Source organism: Laspinema sp. D2d (assembly GCF_025370755.1).
Classification (GTDB): Bacteria; Cyanobacteriota; Cyanobacteriia; order Cyanobacteriales; family Laspinemataceae; genus Laspinema.
The window spans coordinates 62,060-78,294 of record NZ_JAMXFC010000025.1 but is presented as its reverse complement, the minus strand read 5'-3'; the positions used below and the strand labels follow the sequence as shown (position 1 = coordinate 78,294).

Genomic DNA, 16,235 nt, shown 5'->3' with positions numbered 1-16,235 from the left:
ACCTGCACAAACGCGCCAGTTAAATCTTAACTTTCCTCTACTCCTTAACTTGCTTGACACTTAGATTTGTTAATTGATATAGTTGAGTTTAACTAAGTCAACCATAAAGGAGCCAGCATCATTTCGCAACCCTCGGGCATCAGTCCGACTCAGGAAGCGCGGCGATGGCTCCTAGTCAGTGCTTGTCTCGGGTCACCAGCCCACAAACAAAAAAAGCGGGTACCACCCCGCTCGAACAAATAAAAAACTACCTTCAACTTATCATGAGCGCCCAACAACTTGCCACGGCTAATGCGTTTAGCCAACTGCCCCTTGACCTGCGGTTCGAGTATGATTACAGCACCCTCGGTTCCGAAGCCTTGCAGCGTCAAGCCAAAGCAACCCTGTCCCAGTTTTTCGGATTCGTCCAGCACACCTTCACCAGCGGCCTAGAAATCGGTCGCAGCTTCCGCCGATTGCTGCATGAACTCTGCCTCGAACATGGACTCAGCCAGGGAGAGCAGCGATTTGAAGACTGGCTGCGTTCGTCTGACTTTGGCGGTTCGACTTGGATGGCCCGCGCCCTGATTCAAGTTTCGGAATGGTTCGACAGCCAACGTAAACGCATCCAACGGCTCATTCTTAAGTCGGTCCAGTCCTGGAGCATCAGCGCCCTGAAGGAACTCACGAAAGTCAGCGATGAGCATCTACTCGTCAAACTGCTCAAAGCGGGCAAGCAGACGGTCACCAGCATCCGCAAAGCTCGTCACAGCAGCATCACGTTAGGGCAACCCGTCAGTGAAGCCGATTGGGAACTGGTGGCGGACAAATTCCAAGCCGATGAGGATGCAGTCGCCACCTTGCAAGCTGAAGCCCAGCGGTTGGCCCAGGTCATGAACTCGCCGGTGCTGACAGACCATCTGATTGAAGCCATCCAGACTTTAACTGAGTGGGACGTTGCCAAGTTGATGCAATCTTCCCCCAGGACTAACAAAGCAACTCCAGCAATCGCTTCGTTCATTGCCAACGCTGGGGAACCAGATGAAGTCATCGAGGAAGCGCAACTCAACTGGATAGAACGTGGGTTGGGGTTAGATGAAGTAGGTTCGGACCAATTTCGCTCCTGTGTTCGTAACTTAGCGCGGCAAGAAGCTGGGGAAAGTGGCGACATTACTCCCCGGCATCGCCATGTCCAACAAGCCTTGAGCCTGCAAAAACTAGCGCCGGTGGTTCCGCAACAAAGCGATCGCCTCGTTGAACTGGAACGGCAAGTCAAAGACCTCAGCGCCCAACTCAAAGAAGCAGACAAGGCCACGGCCCTGATTCACGGACTGCAAGCCCAACGGGACCGGCTCGAACGAGAAAATCAGCAACTCCAGGCGCTTGTTCAGGAAAACGCCCAGAAAGACTTAGAAATTCACCTGTTGCAACAACAGCTTGAACAACTCGAAGCCAGCCGGTCCGATGCGGTCCTAGAGCAACTCGTTGAGCAGAACCAACAACTGGTGATTCAGCTAGAAGAGATGCAGCAGCGTTACGAAGCCCTTGCCTCGCAGATGGCAGCGAAAGAGCGCAGTATGAAATATGCCGACAACTCGCAACTGACCGCTAAGGTGATGGCGCTGGAGACCCAGTTAGCCGAGGCTCACCGCGCTCTCGAAAAACAGCAGAAACCGGACCCGAAACCGCTCACTGTGGGGTCCTATGTTCGGATTGTGAAGCATGACAACCGCGAACATTGCGATCGCATCGCCCAAATTGTGGAACTGCCCGATGAGAGCGATACCCTAAATCGGTTCAAAGTGCAGCTTTCTGGCGATAAGTTAATGATTACCTGCTATCCCGAACAGATGGAGCCGGTGGAAGTGTTCTTGCCTCCTGTGGATAAGTTCATCCCCCTCGCCCAAGTCCAAGCCCAAATCACCGCAGTCACTCAAGAAAAGCAGTTGCAGATTGAGCAGATGCAACAATTGCTCCGACAAGCCCAGGAAGCGATCGCACGGCAGAAAGACCCGGGCAAGAATCCAGAAGTTGTGCAGTGGCAGCAGCAGGTCACGGAACTCAATGCCAAACTGTATGACACGAGCAAGCAGCTAACGCAATTTCAGACCGAGAACGAGCAACTCAAGCAGCAACTAGCTTGGGCTTCGTCCCCGCTGGGTCAGATGCAGCAATCAAGAGAAGAAAAAAATAAGAAGTGAGAAATAAAAAGCTATCGCGTTGGATGAAAGAAATAGTGAGGAACAACTCATGGAAACAATCACCCAAGCCGATTTAGCTCGATTCCAAGGCACAGAGAACCACTACCAGCACTGGCTTCAACGGTTCAACTACACCGATGGCGTGAAGTATCTAGCGGATACTGCCCAGGCTTACTGGCTGATTGATGCGATCGCCTCGTACCAACTAGATGCGCGTGTTCAGACTGACGAGATGTTGCAGCATTTCCAAACCTGGCAATTATCGGTACAGGAAAACTCGGGAATTCTCACATTGTTACGCGATACCAATGACCCGGTGTTGACCCAAGAAATCCCATATACGGACTTTCCGTTAGCTGAAATCAAGCTCTTTCTGAACGAAAAAGTCTTGATGTTGCCCAGCGAATACTAACTCATTTTTCTTTAGTTTTTCTAAGCGGTTGCCCATTCGCGGTAACCGCTACCTCTATCACGAGAATTTGCCATGAACGAACAAAAAATCGAATGCAAAATGGGCTGTTGGGAACATCATCCCGCACCCACTTCTAAAGTCGAAATCCCTAGCGCTTACTTGTTACCGATGGGCATTCCCCCGAAACTATTGAGTGCGTTGCAAGTCGAAAATAAACCCGCCAAACGATACGTCATTTTGACTTATCAAGCTACTAACTGTTACGTCGAGCATATCTATGGCGGACACACGGATTCGTTCTGGGTCTATTCCGCACTGATTGACCATTTTTCGGTGGCAATTCATCTGATTGGTTGCGACTTAGGTTCGGACGATAGTTACCCGGTCTATGGTTTGTTACTCGACCAACAGGAAGACCAGATTTGGTTAGGGCAGTATCGTCACTTAAAAGCGTTCCTAAAGACTTGGCGAGAGTATGCTTATCCGGAACCAGTTTTAACGCCAGAGCAGCGCGAACAAATCCAGAAAAACGTCCAAAAATTCTATCAAGAACTCAGACAAAACCCTGAGAAGTTTCCGCAACTGTCAGCCCAGGAATTTGGCGAGATAGTCCAAGCTCGGATGAAACGACAAGAGGAAGCAATTTGCGCGATTACGCAATACCTAGACCAACACATTTCCGACGCGCTCAGTCTAGCAGAACGTCGGTTGAATGCGGCAAAAAACAACGAAGACCATCAAATTATACGGTACTTAGACTCGTTAATTTACCGGCTAAAACACCAACAAAACTAGGTTTTATCTATGTTTATCTTTGCCTTGATTGGCGGGTTGAGTGGTGTTCCAATCTTGCCACCACCTAAACTCAATCTGCCCATCATTCTTGTTACGACCCAAAGACGCTCAGACATTCACCGAGGAGGAACCAGAAGAGATGAGAATCACCAAAGAAAGATACTCAAAACCCAGTTGCCGACGATGGACTACGTTCGTCGTCCGTGATGGCGAGACGGGCTGCATTTACTTGAGAGAGCTGGTTGATTGCCAGATGGGAGCAATCTTCTTGAAAATCTCCGGGTTCTACTCGATCCAAAAAGCCCATCAGTATGCGCGGAATCTTCGGGCGGAATATCGCCATCAAAATGCGGCACAAGTGCTAGATATCTTAACGAGCAAAATTGGCACATCTGGCAAAAATTCTCGTAAAACCTCTCGCAAAAAGGCTCGATAATTATGGCACATCTAGCATTGGACTCCAACTTAGTCATACCTGACCCAGATTTTGTCTTATCTCCTTCGGGTTTGCTGTTGCCTCGAAAGTCTTACGTTTCAAAACCATATCCGATTGCCATTGACTTGTTCTGTGGTGCTGGAGGATTTAGTTTGGGTTTTATGCAGGCAGGATTCCAAGTCGTTGCGGCGGCTGATAATAACGTCCATGCCGCGCTCACCTATATGCACAACCTTGGAGCCTATCCGTGCGAGTTCCACTATGGCAGCGACGATGACCAAACCAAGTTAGAAAAAGCTCTGGCGCAGCGGTTAGACAATCGCAAGGAAGAATCAGATAGTGCAGTTCAAATCCCATTCGTCAGTGGTGGAGGATGGCGTGCCGCTTACCCGGAAATTCCAGGTTGTCCCCATTTTTATCTAGGCGACATTTGCCAACTTCAAGGTGAAGAATTGCTCGGTTGGCTTGGGCTAGAACGCGGAGAAGTCGATGTGATTATTGGTGGCCCACCCTGTCAAGGATTTAGCCGGATGAACCGCAACCGTAATCCGAACGACCCCCGCAATCAATTAATTTTCGAGTTTGCTCGACTCATTTGCGAAATCAACCCGAGATTTTTCGTCCTTGAAAACGTGCCCGAACTAGCCAACATGACCACCCCTGAAGGAATTTCCGTGTTGGATGCGTTTTGTCAGTGTTTAGATGAGCGCGGTTACAGTAGTTATCACTCACTAAAATCCTCGCTAAAAACTCAGCATAACTGGATGTCCACGCAATCAACTAAACCAGTACCCAAAACTGCTCGGAAATCTAACCCCTCTAGTTATGAGCAACTCAACCTGTTTTAAAAAGACCATCTGTGTTGTCTAAGGAAAATTTAGTCATGTTCTGGATTTTGTACTACCTATTTCTCGGTTTTGTCTTAGCCCTAGCTGTCAGCGTTCGATTTTCCAAGAATCTTTGAGGAGCAATTTTTATGTATGCACTACAACCGAATCCACACCGATGCAATCGCCACCTATCACCGCGCCAAAACAACCAGCACTCGCCGGATGCGGTAAGCGAAGCTATGCCGAAGGTAATCGCCATGAGTCCCGAGCAATTCTGTGACCGATTCTTGCCATTACGTTACCCTGGAGAAAAACTCGATTATAAATCAGGCAGACGAGCGCGATGTGTTCGGTTTCTAGCCGCAGTGTTGAGTCGGTTTACTACAGAAACAATTTTAGAATCGCGCATCGACAAATGGGGAGCCGGTTTAGAGTTCGCCAAAGCTCCTTGCTTCTTTCCTGAACTGCTGGCACTATTGGCCCAAACCCACACGAGCGAACTCGAAAACATCGGCAAACACTTTTGAGCTTGTTGTTCCCACTAGGCTGCTGTCCCCTTCCAATGAGGGGATTTTTTTTGCGAACCAGAACGGAAATTATTCCGTAAACTCTTGTACTCTCTGAGCGCGTTGGATTAAATGAAAATAACTAATTCCTAGTTGATTACAAGTTGTTACGAAATCTCATCTTACTGCATTAGAACTCCTAATGTGCTGAGGTAGAAAATCGCATCAACTTCGACCGGGTTAGGAAAAGTGCAAATTGGCAAAAGCGATGGTAAATGGAACCCAAACGAATTCAAAGACTGACAGAATATGCGCCTTACACCAAAGGTAAGCTCATCGCGCTCTATGGTTGTAACTACCAGACCCTTCAGCATTACATGGAGCAAACCGGACTAACGTTAGCTGGATTGAAAGTACCCCGAGGACCGCATGGAGCGTTCTTAGATTTCAAGTATGTTTTGATGGTGCATTTCGTATGGTTTGGGGTCAGCAAATTGCGAATGACCTACAAAGATTATCAAGAGATGGTGGTCAAGAAAGGTAAGGCGTTACGCTTCTGGGACGTATTTTCGACCATGACCGGAGGGGGGTCGCTCGTCATGGCGCTGGAAGAATTTTGGTTGCCCAGCACCACCCACCCAGGACAGCGGCAAGTCCTCGAATTTTTGATTGATTACATCCGCACTAAAGAGGAACGGAAACATGGCTAATATTCTCGAACTGGCAACTCAACTAGAACTCGAACCCGAGCAAATTGAAGCGGTCTGTTCTATCTTTGGTTTGACCTGGGATGGCGAGGGAACTATCGACAATCACTCAACTAAACTCAACCAGCCTTTGCAGATTGAATCCTTGTTAGAACGGTTGGTTGAGCAATCCAAAACCAGCGAAATTTCCCTGGAAGTCCTGGCCCAAAAAGTGCTGGACGAAATGGTGCTAATCGCATCCAATCAAGCCCAGCAACGGCAGCAGCAACCTAACGACAAGTTTGACTTAGATAAATACTTCCAAGCGCGTTATGGCCTTTATCCACAGCAGTTAGCCAAGGGTAGCATCCCGCACTTTATCTACGAGTTGCTCCGGACTACCTACCAGCCGATGAGCGACCAAATCACGGCAATGGGCTATGAGTTCATGGCGTTGCAAATCCAAGCCAATCTCACCCAAGGCTGGCAATCCGACGAACTGGGAAAGTGCGACGAAGCGATCGCCACTGCCTTGGAGTCGCTCCAAACTGGGATGGGCAACTTGCTAGATTGGCAAAAACCGACCAACGCACCGGCGCTGGGTTCGTCACCGTCCCGCAAGCAAATCACGCCTTCCTCGTCGAACGAGTAACCGAACGCGCCCGGGCAGATACCGAAAATGCGATCGCCACCTACCAGCACCAACTAGAAATTCAATCCCAAGAACGACTGGAGGTTGCCCGGTGGTGTGCAGTCGCATCGGTGGGAATCCAAACACTTTCAGTCACTACCACTACCACGATAGCTGTGGCGCTCCCCCAGGCCAAAGCTTTACATGAGCGACTTTTGACCGGGGGAATCATCGGCATCATCCTAGGTGCGATCGCCTCCGTTTCGTTCATTCATTACGCATTCAAGAAAATTCGCACATGAAATCACTACTCAAAACCTTGGCAACACGCGCTCGACATTTGGCAATCGGGGTCACCTGGTCGAGCCTAGTCGGTGCAGCAGTCGGCTGTATGACCCACGGAAGTATAGCGCTGGCCTTCACTCCGGCAATGCTGGCCGGTGGATTGCTTGTGGGTGCTTTTGCCGTGCCAGTCATCGAATACCTGTTGTTTCAAGCCAAAAGTGCCCTGAGTCTGGACCCTCAGTGGTATGACGAAGCTCACAACATTGTTCATTACTAGAGAGAAAACCCATGACCATTGCTAATCCAGGATTTGATACGCCCTATCTTGATGAGTTAGCGGATGATTTAGTCCAAGACTCACGGCTACCGCAGTTGGGCCAAATCAAGGCCAATCTGCTGCAACTGTTGCTCAATCGCTGGTTAGCCGCAGGATTGGCCGCAGCGCTTGCTACGTTAATGCTTTCGGTGATTGCCATTGTTCACAGCGAAGGGACCCTCAGCCAGAGTGGGGCAACGATCGCCCAAGTCGATCCGGCCAACTGCAATGCAACTGAAGTTAGCTGTTTGGAGGCGATTCGCAGCAGCGCACAAAACCAACTGCAAAACCGACGGGTTGCTGAAGTTGCCAAAATCACGCAGTTCGACCTCAACCCGAACAATCCCGAGGCGATGGGATATTTGCAAATGGCGATTACCAACGAAGCCAACGCATTCAATAGTCGGGTCCAAGAATCCCGGGGCGATCGCAACAACCCGAACTATGGCAAACACCCAGCCGCCATCAAGTATGCCAGTGCCATTGAAGCCATGAAAAAGGTTAACCTGGGTGCCGGTGGCGAAGGGTCTACGTTAGTCTGGACCGACCCGGCTGCGGTGAAAACGGACGAAACGGGTCAACCTGTTCTGGACGAGAACGGCAAACCTGAGCGCAAAGTGGTCTACGAAAAGCTATCTCCGCATCTGACTCAAGCCGTTGGCATGGTGCAGTTGCTGGCTAACATTATCAGCGAAAACCCGAACCTGCCCCAGTCTGACGCCGTTGCAGTCGCACTCGATTTGATGAACGGACAAGAAGACCTCAAGGCTGCACTGGTCCCTTTATTGCGCTTACAAGGATTAGATGCAGTAGCAACCGAATTGGAACGGCGGGATGTTTACGGGCGATCGGTCGTGAAAAACATCCCCGAAGATGCCGCCCCAGGGCAAGTCAACCCGGTGGACTACTACAACCCATTCCCGGGAGGATTCTGATGTCCTTAAACTTGAAATGGCTGGCACTGGCTCCTGTGTCCTGGTTGATTGGCGGCACGATGTTTGCGGCCTCCTTTGAGCGGGTTGAGCGGGTGCCAGTGCTAGTTAATGCGTACAACAACCAAACCCAGGAAGTCTCATTTGGCGTTCCCACAACCGCAAGAATAATTCTGCAATTCGGTGGCGGCGCGATCGCCATCGGGGGAACTGCCGCCGCTGCTTTTTTCGGGGTCGGGTCGGGTTCGGACTCAAAGCGCAATGCTGGTTCCCAGACGCAGCATGAACGGTTGACAAGGCCCATCCCGGTAACGGGAAATCAGCCAGCTAGAACCATGCCTACCACCGCACCCCAAGTCCAGCCGAAGCCGTCCAGCCCCAGCCACGAAGCCTTGAACGAGTCCCAGGATAGTGCGTTGGGTTCGGATTTATGGCGATCGCATGAACCAACAGAATCACCGAATCATCCAGCCCCAACGGATAAAGTCAAATCATCGTTATCCGAGCCAATCGTGCTATCGGGATATGCCAATAAAATGCCGACTCAACCTGAACAACCGGAACTCAATCTAGTGCAGCAAGCGGCAGTGTTTGGCTGCGGACAAAACTCGGATAGCATCAAAGTTCACTTGCTGATTCCGGCTATCACCCAGTCCGGGAAAACTAGCACATTGTGCGGGATGATTCGGGAAGTCTCGCAAATCTGTCCCGATGTCATCTGGAATGGCGTGGACCCGAAAGGTTCAGTGTTCCTGGGACTCGAACGGCTCTGTCATAGCGATGGATTCCCGGTCATCGTCAGCATTGACCTAGACAAACCCAACGTGGGCGTGTCGATGTGCGTTGAGCTATTACGTCGTGCGATGAGTGAGCAAACCCAACGGAAAAAAGCACGGCAACGAGCGATGCAGACTGGGCAGAATTATGACCCATCGCCCTACATCGTCATCCTGGACGAATGGCCCGCTATCATCAAAGCTGCCAAAGACTGCGACCTTACCAGTGGAACCAAACATCGCTCAACAATTGTTCAACTAGCAGAAACTTTAGCTTTTATTGGCTTAGAAGACAAGATTTTTCTGTGGATTGTCTCCCAATCTCCTTACGTCTCTCAGTTAGGTTTTGATGGCTCAGTTAGCGCCCAATTCTGCACCTTTGCCATTGGTCGAGGCTTCAACATGAAATCTATTGAAATTTGCAAGAAAGCTATCGAAAGGTCAACGAGTGACGAGGCTCAAAAAGTCCAACTCTTTGGCAAGCTCAAAAAACTCAGCGAGGCTCGTCCTTATCACCCCGTCTGCTTCTCTAGTGCAGGCGGACAGATTGCCTACGCCCCGGACCTCAAAGATATCCAACGACAACAACTGTTCCGTGCGGAAGATTCCATGGATGACGAAGACATCGCTCATTTACGTTCGTTGTCCCCTCAGGCCATCGCTTTAGAATTTAACGAGTTTCTTGAACAGAAGCGTTCTGATGATACCGAGGATGACCAACTTTAATTGGCTGGGCAGACCTCCACCAAAACACGAAACTAACTAGGTTTTTTAGCTTTCATTAATCGAGGTAAATCATGAATTCTTATCCAACGGAAACTGACCCGCAAACTCAAATCCAACAAGCTCAAACCCAACTCCAACACGCTCAACGGATTACACAAGATGCGTTGAATGCCATCCAACGGGCTTCGGCTAGTGCAAACAACCGGCTGGCGGGTGCGCCTGATGCGATGAAATCCGGCGCGGGGACTGCCATTGACACGATTGGGAATGCGCTCGGCAACACCCTCAAACACTCGAATCCCAAGCATCCCTGGCGCTCTTTGGCGTACTGGTCCATGAGCATCGGCTTGTTTGTCATTGTCACTGGCCTTTTCAATGCTTGCCAAGGTGCAATCTCCGGGGTCGCTAGTAACGAGCCTTTGCCCTACAACGCCCCGGTTGCAGCCCGGACTGGCAACGCCACGGTGCGCGGACTCAAGTTGGTGACGCAGTTGGGCAGTCCGTTGGTTGAGGAGAGCGATCGCACCTACCGGACCCAACTCATCCGTCAGCAAGGGGGGCCAGTTGCGAACAATGGGCCTATCCCTGTTAATAGTAGCCGCATCCTGAATGTGCGGACCAACGTAGAGCAGTATCAATCTCGATAAAACTACAGCAAGCGACAGTATTTTTACACTGTTTGCTTGCTGTTATTTATTCAGCTTTGGAGCAAATTATGAACGAATTTATCGACAGAAACGGACGGCCTCTCAAAGGTGCGGCATTGCAGGCTAGACTCACGGCTTTGCAACGGCAAGAATTTGAACAGAAAGCGCGACACTATTTAGAAACTCATCCTATAGATTGGTCCAATGAAATTGAAGTTAGCGAGAAAATTCCCATCCTGGTTGCTCTGAACAATTTGCTCCAAGATTATTCGACCCATAACTCCATTATTTCCCTCCAGACTATCGAACCCAGTAAGCCTCTAGTTAGATGGGGCGAGTTTCCGCTAACGAAAACTGCCAAAGCCATTGGTTATGCCCTGGCGATTGCGGGTGGCAGCACTCTATTTTTCCTGATAATTCGTGGAGGTGCAACTGCAATGGCAGCAACTTCAGGGGCTAGTTTAGGAGCAGGTGTCGCCCTTGTCAAATTGTTTGATGAAAATGAAACATGAAACGCTGGATAATCATTCCTAGAGTCTCAGGCTTGCTCGTTCTACTCATGCTGGTGTTGTTTGGGTTGGACATGGCAAAACCAGGAATCGGACAATTTGCGCTTATTCCTAGTTTAAGAAAATCAGCCTCACAATCGATTCAAGCGATTCCCAAACCTAGAATTATCCCGAACCTGCCCGCACCTGAAACGCTACCCGCCACAGCAAACGAGCCACCTCAACCGCCACCACAACGAGCCAACTGCACAGCAATCGAAGTCTATGCCAGTCAATGTCGCCAGTTATGAACCAAACCTCACTTGATGTACTCCAGCAATTAGAGCCAGAGTTCCAGTATCGTGAACTCAAAGGAATTGAACTGCGAACCGAGCGGCAACTCCAAGAACAACGCGATCGCATCATCGCAGAAAACCACCAATTTATCGCTAATCTCGAATCCCAAGCAGCCCAGAAAGAACGAGCTAATGCCCAACATTATGCAGCAGTGAGTCGAGGTAATGCTTTGTGTGCGATCGCCTCAGTGACGTTGCTCTCGTTCATGGTAATTCCGCCGTTGAACCGTATCGCTGAACAGAGCCTCAAACTTTACGAATGGACTCATTCACTGGCAACCACTACCGCAACCACTGCGAACCAGGCCATTGAACGAGAAACCGACAAGACCAAATCGGCTGAGTCTGTTGTCCCGTTTAGGCCACTCATTCAGCATCGTGGTCCGCACTTTATCGACCAGTCTCCCCCAGGCAGCTATGACCCCGTTTATGTTTTCCAGGATGAACCGCGTAACACTGCCGTCCCCTTGCCCTCTCCTTGTCATGCCAAGGTTCTTGTCAGTGAATTCCAGGGCAAAACTGGCGGACTAAAGACCGGCAGCGGCTATGGCAATGTGGTCATTCTTGAGTGCCTTGACCGCACAATCCAGGGTAAGCCCTTGGTCTGGCTGACGGGACACTTGGCTAAACGTTCGGTCAAGGTTGGCAATGTTATCCAAAAAGGTCAAACCTACGGTGTCCAAGGCACAACCGGGCGCTCATCCGGGGTACACGCGCACCACGGAATCATGGCTGGGTTTGGTCCAGGATTGTGGCGAAACTATCAAATCACTGACCGAAGTATCACGTTTCCTTTGATAGACGAATACCGAGATTTTGTAGCGACTGGAGGCCAAACTCATGAGTGAAGTTGTTAAGACTATTGAGCAGAATATCAAGCATTTACCGGCTGAAACTCGCCTAGAATGGTTCCTTCAGTTCAAAGAATTCGGCAATCAATATCCCGAGACTGAAGACTGGTTTACCGCTTGCGGAAAGGTTTATGTTGGAATCTTTGGTTATCCCGATGATTACACTATTTATCTCGATTGTGGACGGTATAGCTACCTGGCATTAAAACAAGAATTTGAGCCAAAAACTTGACATGAATTCGAGTTGGTGCGAGGGCATCATTCGTGGATAAATTCTTGTTAGTTTTAGTGAAAAAATGAGGAGAAACTAGGGGATGAATATTGTCACCTTTGAACAATTTGAAAATCAAGAAATTCGAGTTACTGAAGATGGTCGTTACTCTGTCTATGATGTCATTCGGTTTTGTGGTCAGAAGAATCCGCATGAAGTCTGGAAACGCTTGTGCCGTGAGCATTCTGAATTACTCACTCGGAGTGAGAAATACAAATTTCCTGGACGAGGTGGTGCAGCACGAGCCACCCCAGTAGCGGATAGGTCTCAACTTCTTTACATCATTGGATTACTCCCAGGGGCAGTAGGGCAAGCCTACCGGGAAGATGCGGCTAAAGTTTTCCTGCAATATTTAGAGGCTTCACCCGAACTTGCTGAATCAGTAATCGACCGCGCAAGCCCCGAGGATTTAGAACGAATTAAGTTGAGGCTCCAGGGCAAGGAAATCCGGGTTAGTTTCACCACAGTTTTGCACAATCATGGGGTGGTAGAAGGCTGGCAGTTCGGAGCTTGCACGAATGCCATGTATCGCCCTTTGTTGGGAGGTAGTTGCAAAGAAGTAAAACTAGCCAGAGGATTATCTCGAACTGCTAACTTGAGAGACCACTTAGAAACAGAAGAACTGGTGGATATCATGTTTGCCGAACGACTGGCTAAACGCCAAATAGAATCCGAGAACTTGTCAGGCTACAAACCTTGTTTGGATGCCTGTGAAAATGCAGCCCACCGCACTAGACAAGCCTTAGATGGGTAAACCAGAAATGAAACTTCACGACAAGATTTTGATAGGAGCCAGCTTAGGTGCAGTCGCCATCGGAGGAATCAACCACCACATCAACGTAATGCCGTGCCAATTGCTGTCACCTGGAGCCAAACAGATGTGCGAATTGGCAACGATTCCGGATACCGCCGCTGCTGCCCAAAGCGGGTTTATCCTCGCTGGAACTCTTACAGCAGTGGGCATGGGATTGGGAGCCATCAAGAAATCACCTTCAGGCGATCGCATCGAATGTCACCCAAACCCCGACTCGTTCGGTTCAGCCACCAGCGTGGGCGAATTGTACGCGAACCAGTTAATGCAGCGTCTCGCACAACCCGTACCGCAACAGAGCGAGTTCCAGTGGAATTGGTTGATTTACGGTGCGGTTGGGATTGCCAGTGCGATCGCCATCAGTAACCCCACCACTCGTCAAACTCTTGCCGATAGTCCGCTCGTTCGTCCTGTTACTCAAGCCGTCAATCAAGTCACCTACCGCACTCCTCCAGTAATAGCGGATGTCGCCAAGAACATGGACTCGATTGCGGTGTTAGCGATCGGTCACGCCGAGGGCAATCTCACTGTTTCTGGACAATACACCAGTTTGATTCATGGACACATTGACCCGAGTCTGATTGGAGGGAGAAAGGTTCTCAACAAAGGCTGGTGCAGCAATTATGGAAAAGGCGGCACATTAGAGCAAGCCAATCAAGGTTGCTTAAAACGAACACAATCTCGCATCAACTTGATTGCTTCCCGAATGGAAAAACACGGTCTACCACCGGAACAACACCTTGAATTGTTCCTGAATATTCTCGACCTTTGGAATCAAGCCAGTCCCCGAGTGAGCGATGTTGCCCCATCTGTTGCTGGGAATTTGCACAAGAAAGGGTTACGAGGTGAAGACTTTATTCTGACCACAAGAGTCGAATCTTTCCGGGATGAAACAACCGAGCAATTGAGCGCCGGTGGCTTGTTCAACATTTGCGCTAATCCAGCCAACCAAGCACACGATTTCGTCAAGTCTTATCCGCATCGCTCAGAACAATGGCGGGCCGCTTGCATTAGATGGGACCAAAGAAGACGCGCAACAGCGATTAGAAACGTACTCAAATATCGAGGTTATCTGCAATGAAAGACTTTATCTTAGGCACATTATTCGGCAGCGGCATGGTCTGCGGCATCTATTTCGGTTGGGTTCATTTTGAGTTTAAATTGTTCGGTATTAGCATTCACAGCGCTCAACTCGAAAATGCCAGTGCTGCCCGATGCCGAGCCGAAATCAAACGCGCCAACCAACGAGCTTTTGCCGCTGATAGAGTTGCCGAGTCCATGCGGAATCGTGCCTTGGTTGCGGAACAAGAACTCAATCAACGGCGACGGACAACTCAACCGTATCGCCCTCACTAACCCAAGCACATTGCTCCTTTATAGTTGAGTAAAAAAACTTAAAGCCATTTCGTTAGGAGCCAGGTTAAGATCCAAAGTGCTGTTTCGGGAGGATGCAAGATTATGAACCAGTTACTGATAGACAAGATTGTATTTTATCTAGCTGTTATCCTGTATCTGGTGGTCGTTGGCTTTTTGCTCACATGGCTATCTCAGTTCTTTTGGTTCTGGGTTGCCTTTAAGTTGTTTCTACTGAGTCTAATGGTAGTGAGATTAAAAATGGCTGTTAATCCGTGGGCTAGTCACCCCGATAGGCGGGCATGGGTTGGCAAAGCTGCATCCATCTTATTTTTTCCATTTGTAAGCTACCTTAAAATAGTTGGATACTCTTTTGCAATAATTGGGCTGCCATTTTTTGGACCTTTGATACTGTTTGCTTTAGAACATCGAACTTAAATATAAAAAATGAATCGTTCCCTTTTAGCAGGTGGATTAATTGTTGCAGTCTTCCTGAGTTTCTATCTATTCTTACTCCGTCTAATCCTAGTTTGGCTGGCTCAATTTGCTGGCTATCCTTTTTTCCTCAACTTGGCCCTCGTGAGCCTGGTTGTGGTGATTCTAGCTGGTGGCTTGTTCTGCTGGGCGGATGACCTAGACGAACGCAAGCGGGTGGCTGATATTGCGGTATTATTCGCTCGTCCGTTCGTTTTCTACCTGGGTGCGGTAGGTTGTTGCTTGTATGCGATCGCCTGGGTGGTCGGTGCTGTTCTGCTGTTGCCTTTTTCGTTATTTTGGCCCCGTAAACGGGCTGGACTCAATTAAAAAACTAGAAAATAAATGGATAATCAAGAAAAACTAAAACTGATTAAAGGCAAGCTATCGCGGAGGGCGAAATGAATCAAGAAAAAGAAAATGAAAATTTTCGAGAGCCAGAAAAAAGAGCATAAAGAATTCACCGCGTTCTTTGCCTACGTTAGCGTATTCAACGAAACCCGTTGCATAGAAAACCATTACCATGCTGCAAAGGTCTTTAAATCGCCTAATGGAACTGCAATGTTTCCCGAAGACTGGAAAGAATCAAGGAAATGGGCTAAAGCCGGAGTTCGACAAATAGGCTGGAAAATAGGCGATTTTATTCTACCGCTCAGGATGAATAGCAAGGGGTATAAAATAAATGATTTCGGGGTGCAGTGGTATATCCTATTGTGGTACAAGCATCTACGAGAAAACCCTGAAAAATTAGAATACCTCCAGCAGTTCGACAAATTTAATGACTCGTACAAAAACAAATCTTTTCCGTTTGGGCAAGCGGACATCATGCTAAAAATCAAGCAAGATGGCCTGAATAGTTTACGCTCATTGGCTAGTGAATTGTGGAATTTGCTAAGTTACAAGTCACTCACCATTAAATATGATTTGCTAGATATTAAGTATGGGTTCATTTGCCACGAGGTTAGTCCCGATGGAGTGATGACTGGACTATCCCAGCAAATATGCAAACGTTATCCTAGCGTCTACGATTCCTATCAAGATAGTTTGCTCTGTTGTTGCTTAGGTGATATTCGAGTAATTCCGGTCTCAAATAGTCTATCAGTGGTCAACTTGTTCACTCAAATTGGTGACCAAACAGACTTAAAAGCCTTGAGGAAATGTGTAATAAAACTGGCTGATTTGCAAGAAACCTCTCGACCTGCACCGATTTACTTGCCTCAAACTATCTTAAACGGAATTTCCGATGATGATGCTTCTCAAGTCTTGTCTTTGATTGAAAACCATTTAATGCCCGTAGCGATTTGTAGTTAATCGTTAGTGGAGGATGATGCTGGATTGCCTTTTCCTCCATATCGCACCCACCCGCCATCCGTGAGTTATGGCTGCATCTAGCTCAATCCTGCATCCGTGGTGATCGGCTCGTTGAGCGATTCTATCGGGTTGATGCCAGTCGTGATTGACTAGAGTCAGAGA

At 48.8% G+C, this 16,235-nt stretch carries 22 protein-coding genes; all 22 read left to right on the top strand.

Annotation, left to right across the window (positions count from 1 at the left end):
* Nucleotides 1-263 precede the first annotated feature (263 nt).
* The 22 genes from NG796_RS17150 (at nucleotide 264) to NG796_RS17045 (ending at nucleotide 16,073) form a co-directional block, all read left to right on the top strand.
* Nucleotides 264-2,180 carry a hypothetical protein gene (locus NG796_RS17150; protein ID WP_261208077.1) on the top strand — a complete coding sequence of 639 codons (1,917 nt, stop codon included), beginning with the start codon at nucleotides 264-266 and terminating at the stop codon, nucleotides 2,178-2,180.
* Between the two features lie 49 nt (nucleotides 2,181-2,229).
* Nucleotides 2,230-2,592: a DUF6876 family protein gene (locus NG796_RS17145; RefSeq protein ID WP_261208076.1), complete on the top strand. Its 363-nt coding sequence runs from the start codon at nucleotides 2,230-2,232 to the stop codon at nucleotides 2,590-2,592.
* 72 nt (nucleotides 2,593-2,664) lie between these two features.
* Nucleotides 2,665-3,387, top strand: coding sequence for a hypothetical protein (locus tag NG796_RS17140; protein ID WP_261208075.1), 723 nt, complete (start codon nucleotides 2,665-2,667; stop codon nucleotides 3,385-3,387).
* 139 nt (nucleotides 3,388-3,526) lie between these two features.
* On the top strand, nucleotides 3,527-3,823 hold the full coding sequence (locus tag NG796_RS17135; RefSeq protein WP_261208074.1) for a hypothetical protein: 297 nt from the start codon (nucleotides 3,527-3,529) through the stop codon (nucleotides 3,821-3,823).
* Between the two features lie 2 nt (nucleotides 3,824-3,825).
* Nucleotides 3,826-4,671, top strand: a complete 846-nt coding sequence (locus tag NG796_RS17130) for a DNA cytosine methyltransferase (RefSeq protein ID WP_261208073.1) — start codon at nucleotides 3,826-3,828, stop codon at nucleotides 4,669-4,671.
* A gap of 128 nt (nucleotides 4,672-4,799) precedes the next feature.
* The gene (locus NG796_RS17125; RefSeq protein WP_261208072.1) at nucleotides 4,800-5,180 is read left to right on the top strand and encodes a hypothetical protein; all 381 of its coding nucleotides are present in this window, start codon (nucleotides 4,800-4,802) and stop codon (nucleotides 5,178-5,180) included.
* A gap of 254 nt (nucleotides 5,181-5,434) precedes the next feature.
* Complete coding sequence (locus NG796_RS17120) at nucleotides 5,435-5,869, top strand: hypothetical protein (protein ID WP_261208071.1); 435 nt, start codon at nucleotides 5,435-5,437, stop codon at nucleotides 5,867-5,869.
* Nucleotides 5,862-6,497, top strand: a complete 636-nt coding sequence (locus NG796_RS17115) for a hypothetical protein (RefSeq protein ID WP_261208070.1) — start codon at nucleotides 5,862-5,864, stop codon at nucleotides 6,495-6,497. Before NG796_RS17120 ends, NG796_RS17115 begins: the two co-directional genes overlap by 8 nt.
* Nucleotides 6,416-6,778: a hypothetical protein gene (locus tag NG796_RS17110; RefSeq protein WP_261208069.1), complete on the top strand. Its 363-nt coding sequence runs from the start codon at nucleotides 6,416-6,418 to the stop codon at nucleotides 6,776-6,778. The genes NG796_RS17115 and NG796_RS17110 overlap by 82 nt, the downstream gene beginning before the upstream one ends.
* Complete coding sequence (locus NG796_RS17105; RefSeq protein ID WP_261208068.1) at nucleotides 6,775-7,038, top strand: hypothetical protein; 264 nt, start codon at nucleotides 6,775-6,777, stop codon at nucleotides 7,036-7,038. Before NG796_RS17110 ends, NG796_RS17105 begins: the two co-directional genes overlap by 4 nt.
* A gap of 11 nt (nucleotides 7,039-7,049) precedes the next feature.
* Nucleotides 7,050-8,012, top strand: coding sequence for a hypothetical protein (locus NG796_RS17100; RefSeq protein ID WP_261208066.1), 963 nt, complete (start codon nucleotides 7,050-7,052; stop codon nucleotides 8,010-8,012).
* A complete protein-coding gene (locus NG796_RS17095; RefSeq protein WP_261208065.1) occupies nucleotides 8,012-9,511 on the top strand; it encodes a type IV secretory system conjugative DNA transfer family protein in 1,500 nt (499 codons plus the stop codon). The genes NG796_RS17100 and NG796_RS17095 overlap by 1 nt, the downstream gene beginning before the upstream one ends.
* A 71-nt stretch (nucleotides 9,512-9,582) precedes the next feature.
* Nucleotides 9,583-10,158: a hypothetical protein gene (locus tag NG796_RS17090; protein ID WP_261208064.1), complete on the top strand. Its 576-nt coding sequence runs from the start codon at nucleotides 9,583-9,585 to the stop codon at nucleotides 10,156-10,158.
* Between the two features lie 68 nt (nucleotides 10,159-10,226).
* On the top strand, nucleotides 10,227-10,670 hold the full coding sequence (locus NG796_RS17085) for a hypothetical protein (RefSeq protein ID WP_261208063.1): 444 nt from the start codon (nucleotides 10,227-10,229) through the stop codon (nucleotides 10,668-10,670).
* Nucleotides 10,667-10,957 (top strand): hypothetical protein, encoded by a 291-nt coding sequence (locus tag NG796_RS17080; RefSeq protein WP_261208062.1) that lies wholly within the window; start codon nucleotides 10,667-10,669, stop codon nucleotides 10,955-10,957. The genes NG796_RS17085 and NG796_RS17080 overlap by 4 nt, the downstream gene beginning before the upstream one ends.
* Nucleotides 10,954-11,850, top strand: coding sequence for a M23 family metallopeptidase (locus NG796_RS17075; protein ID WP_261208061.1), 897 nt, complete (start codon nucleotides 10,954-10,956; stop codon nucleotides 11,848-11,850). Before NG796_RS17080 ends, NG796_RS17075 begins: the two co-directional genes overlap by 4 nt.
* Nucleotides 11,843-12,085: a hypothetical protein gene (locus NG796_RS17070; protein ID WP_261208060.1), complete on the top strand. Its 243-nt coding sequence runs from the start codon at nucleotides 11,843-11,845 to the stop codon at nucleotides 12,083-12,085. The genes NG796_RS17075 and NG796_RS17070 overlap by 8 nt, the downstream gene beginning before the upstream one ends.
* 82 nt (nucleotides 12,086-12,167) lie before the next feature.
* Nucleotides 12,168-12,878 carry a hypothetical protein gene (locus NG796_RS17065; protein ID WP_261208059.1) on the top strand — a complete coding sequence of 237 codons (711 nt, stop codon included), beginning with the start codon at nucleotides 12,168-12,170 and terminating at the stop codon, nucleotides 12,876-12,878.
* 7 nt (nucleotides 12,879-12,885) lie between these two features.
* The gene (locus NG796_RS17060; RefSeq protein WP_261208058.1) at nucleotides 12,886-14,016 is read left to right on the top strand and encodes a hypothetical protein; all 1,131 of its coding nucleotides are present in this window, start codon (nucleotides 12,886-12,888) and stop codon (nucleotides 14,014-14,016) included.
* The gene (locus NG796_RS17055; protein ID WP_261208057.1) at nucleotides 14,013-14,291 is read left to right on the top strand and encodes a hypothetical protein; all 279 of its coding nucleotides are present in this window, start codon (nucleotides 14,013-14,015) and stop codon (nucleotides 14,289-14,291) included. The genes NG796_RS17060 and NG796_RS17055 overlap by 4 nt, the downstream gene beginning before the upstream one ends.
* A 444-nt stretch (nucleotides 14,292-14,735) precedes the next feature.
* Complete coding sequence (locus tag NG796_RS17050; protein ID WP_261208056.1) at nucleotides 14,736-15,092, top strand: hypothetical protein; 357 nt, start codon at nucleotides 14,736-14,738, stop codon at nucleotides 15,090-15,092.
* Nucleotides 15,093-15,182: 90 nt separating this feature from the next.
* Complete coding sequence (locus NG796_RS17045) at nucleotides 15,183-16,073, top strand: hypothetical protein (protein WP_261208055.1); 891 nt, start codon at nucleotides 15,183-15,185, stop codon at nucleotides 16,071-16,073.
* The last annotated feature ends 162 nt before the right edge of the window (nucleotides 16,074-16,235 follow it).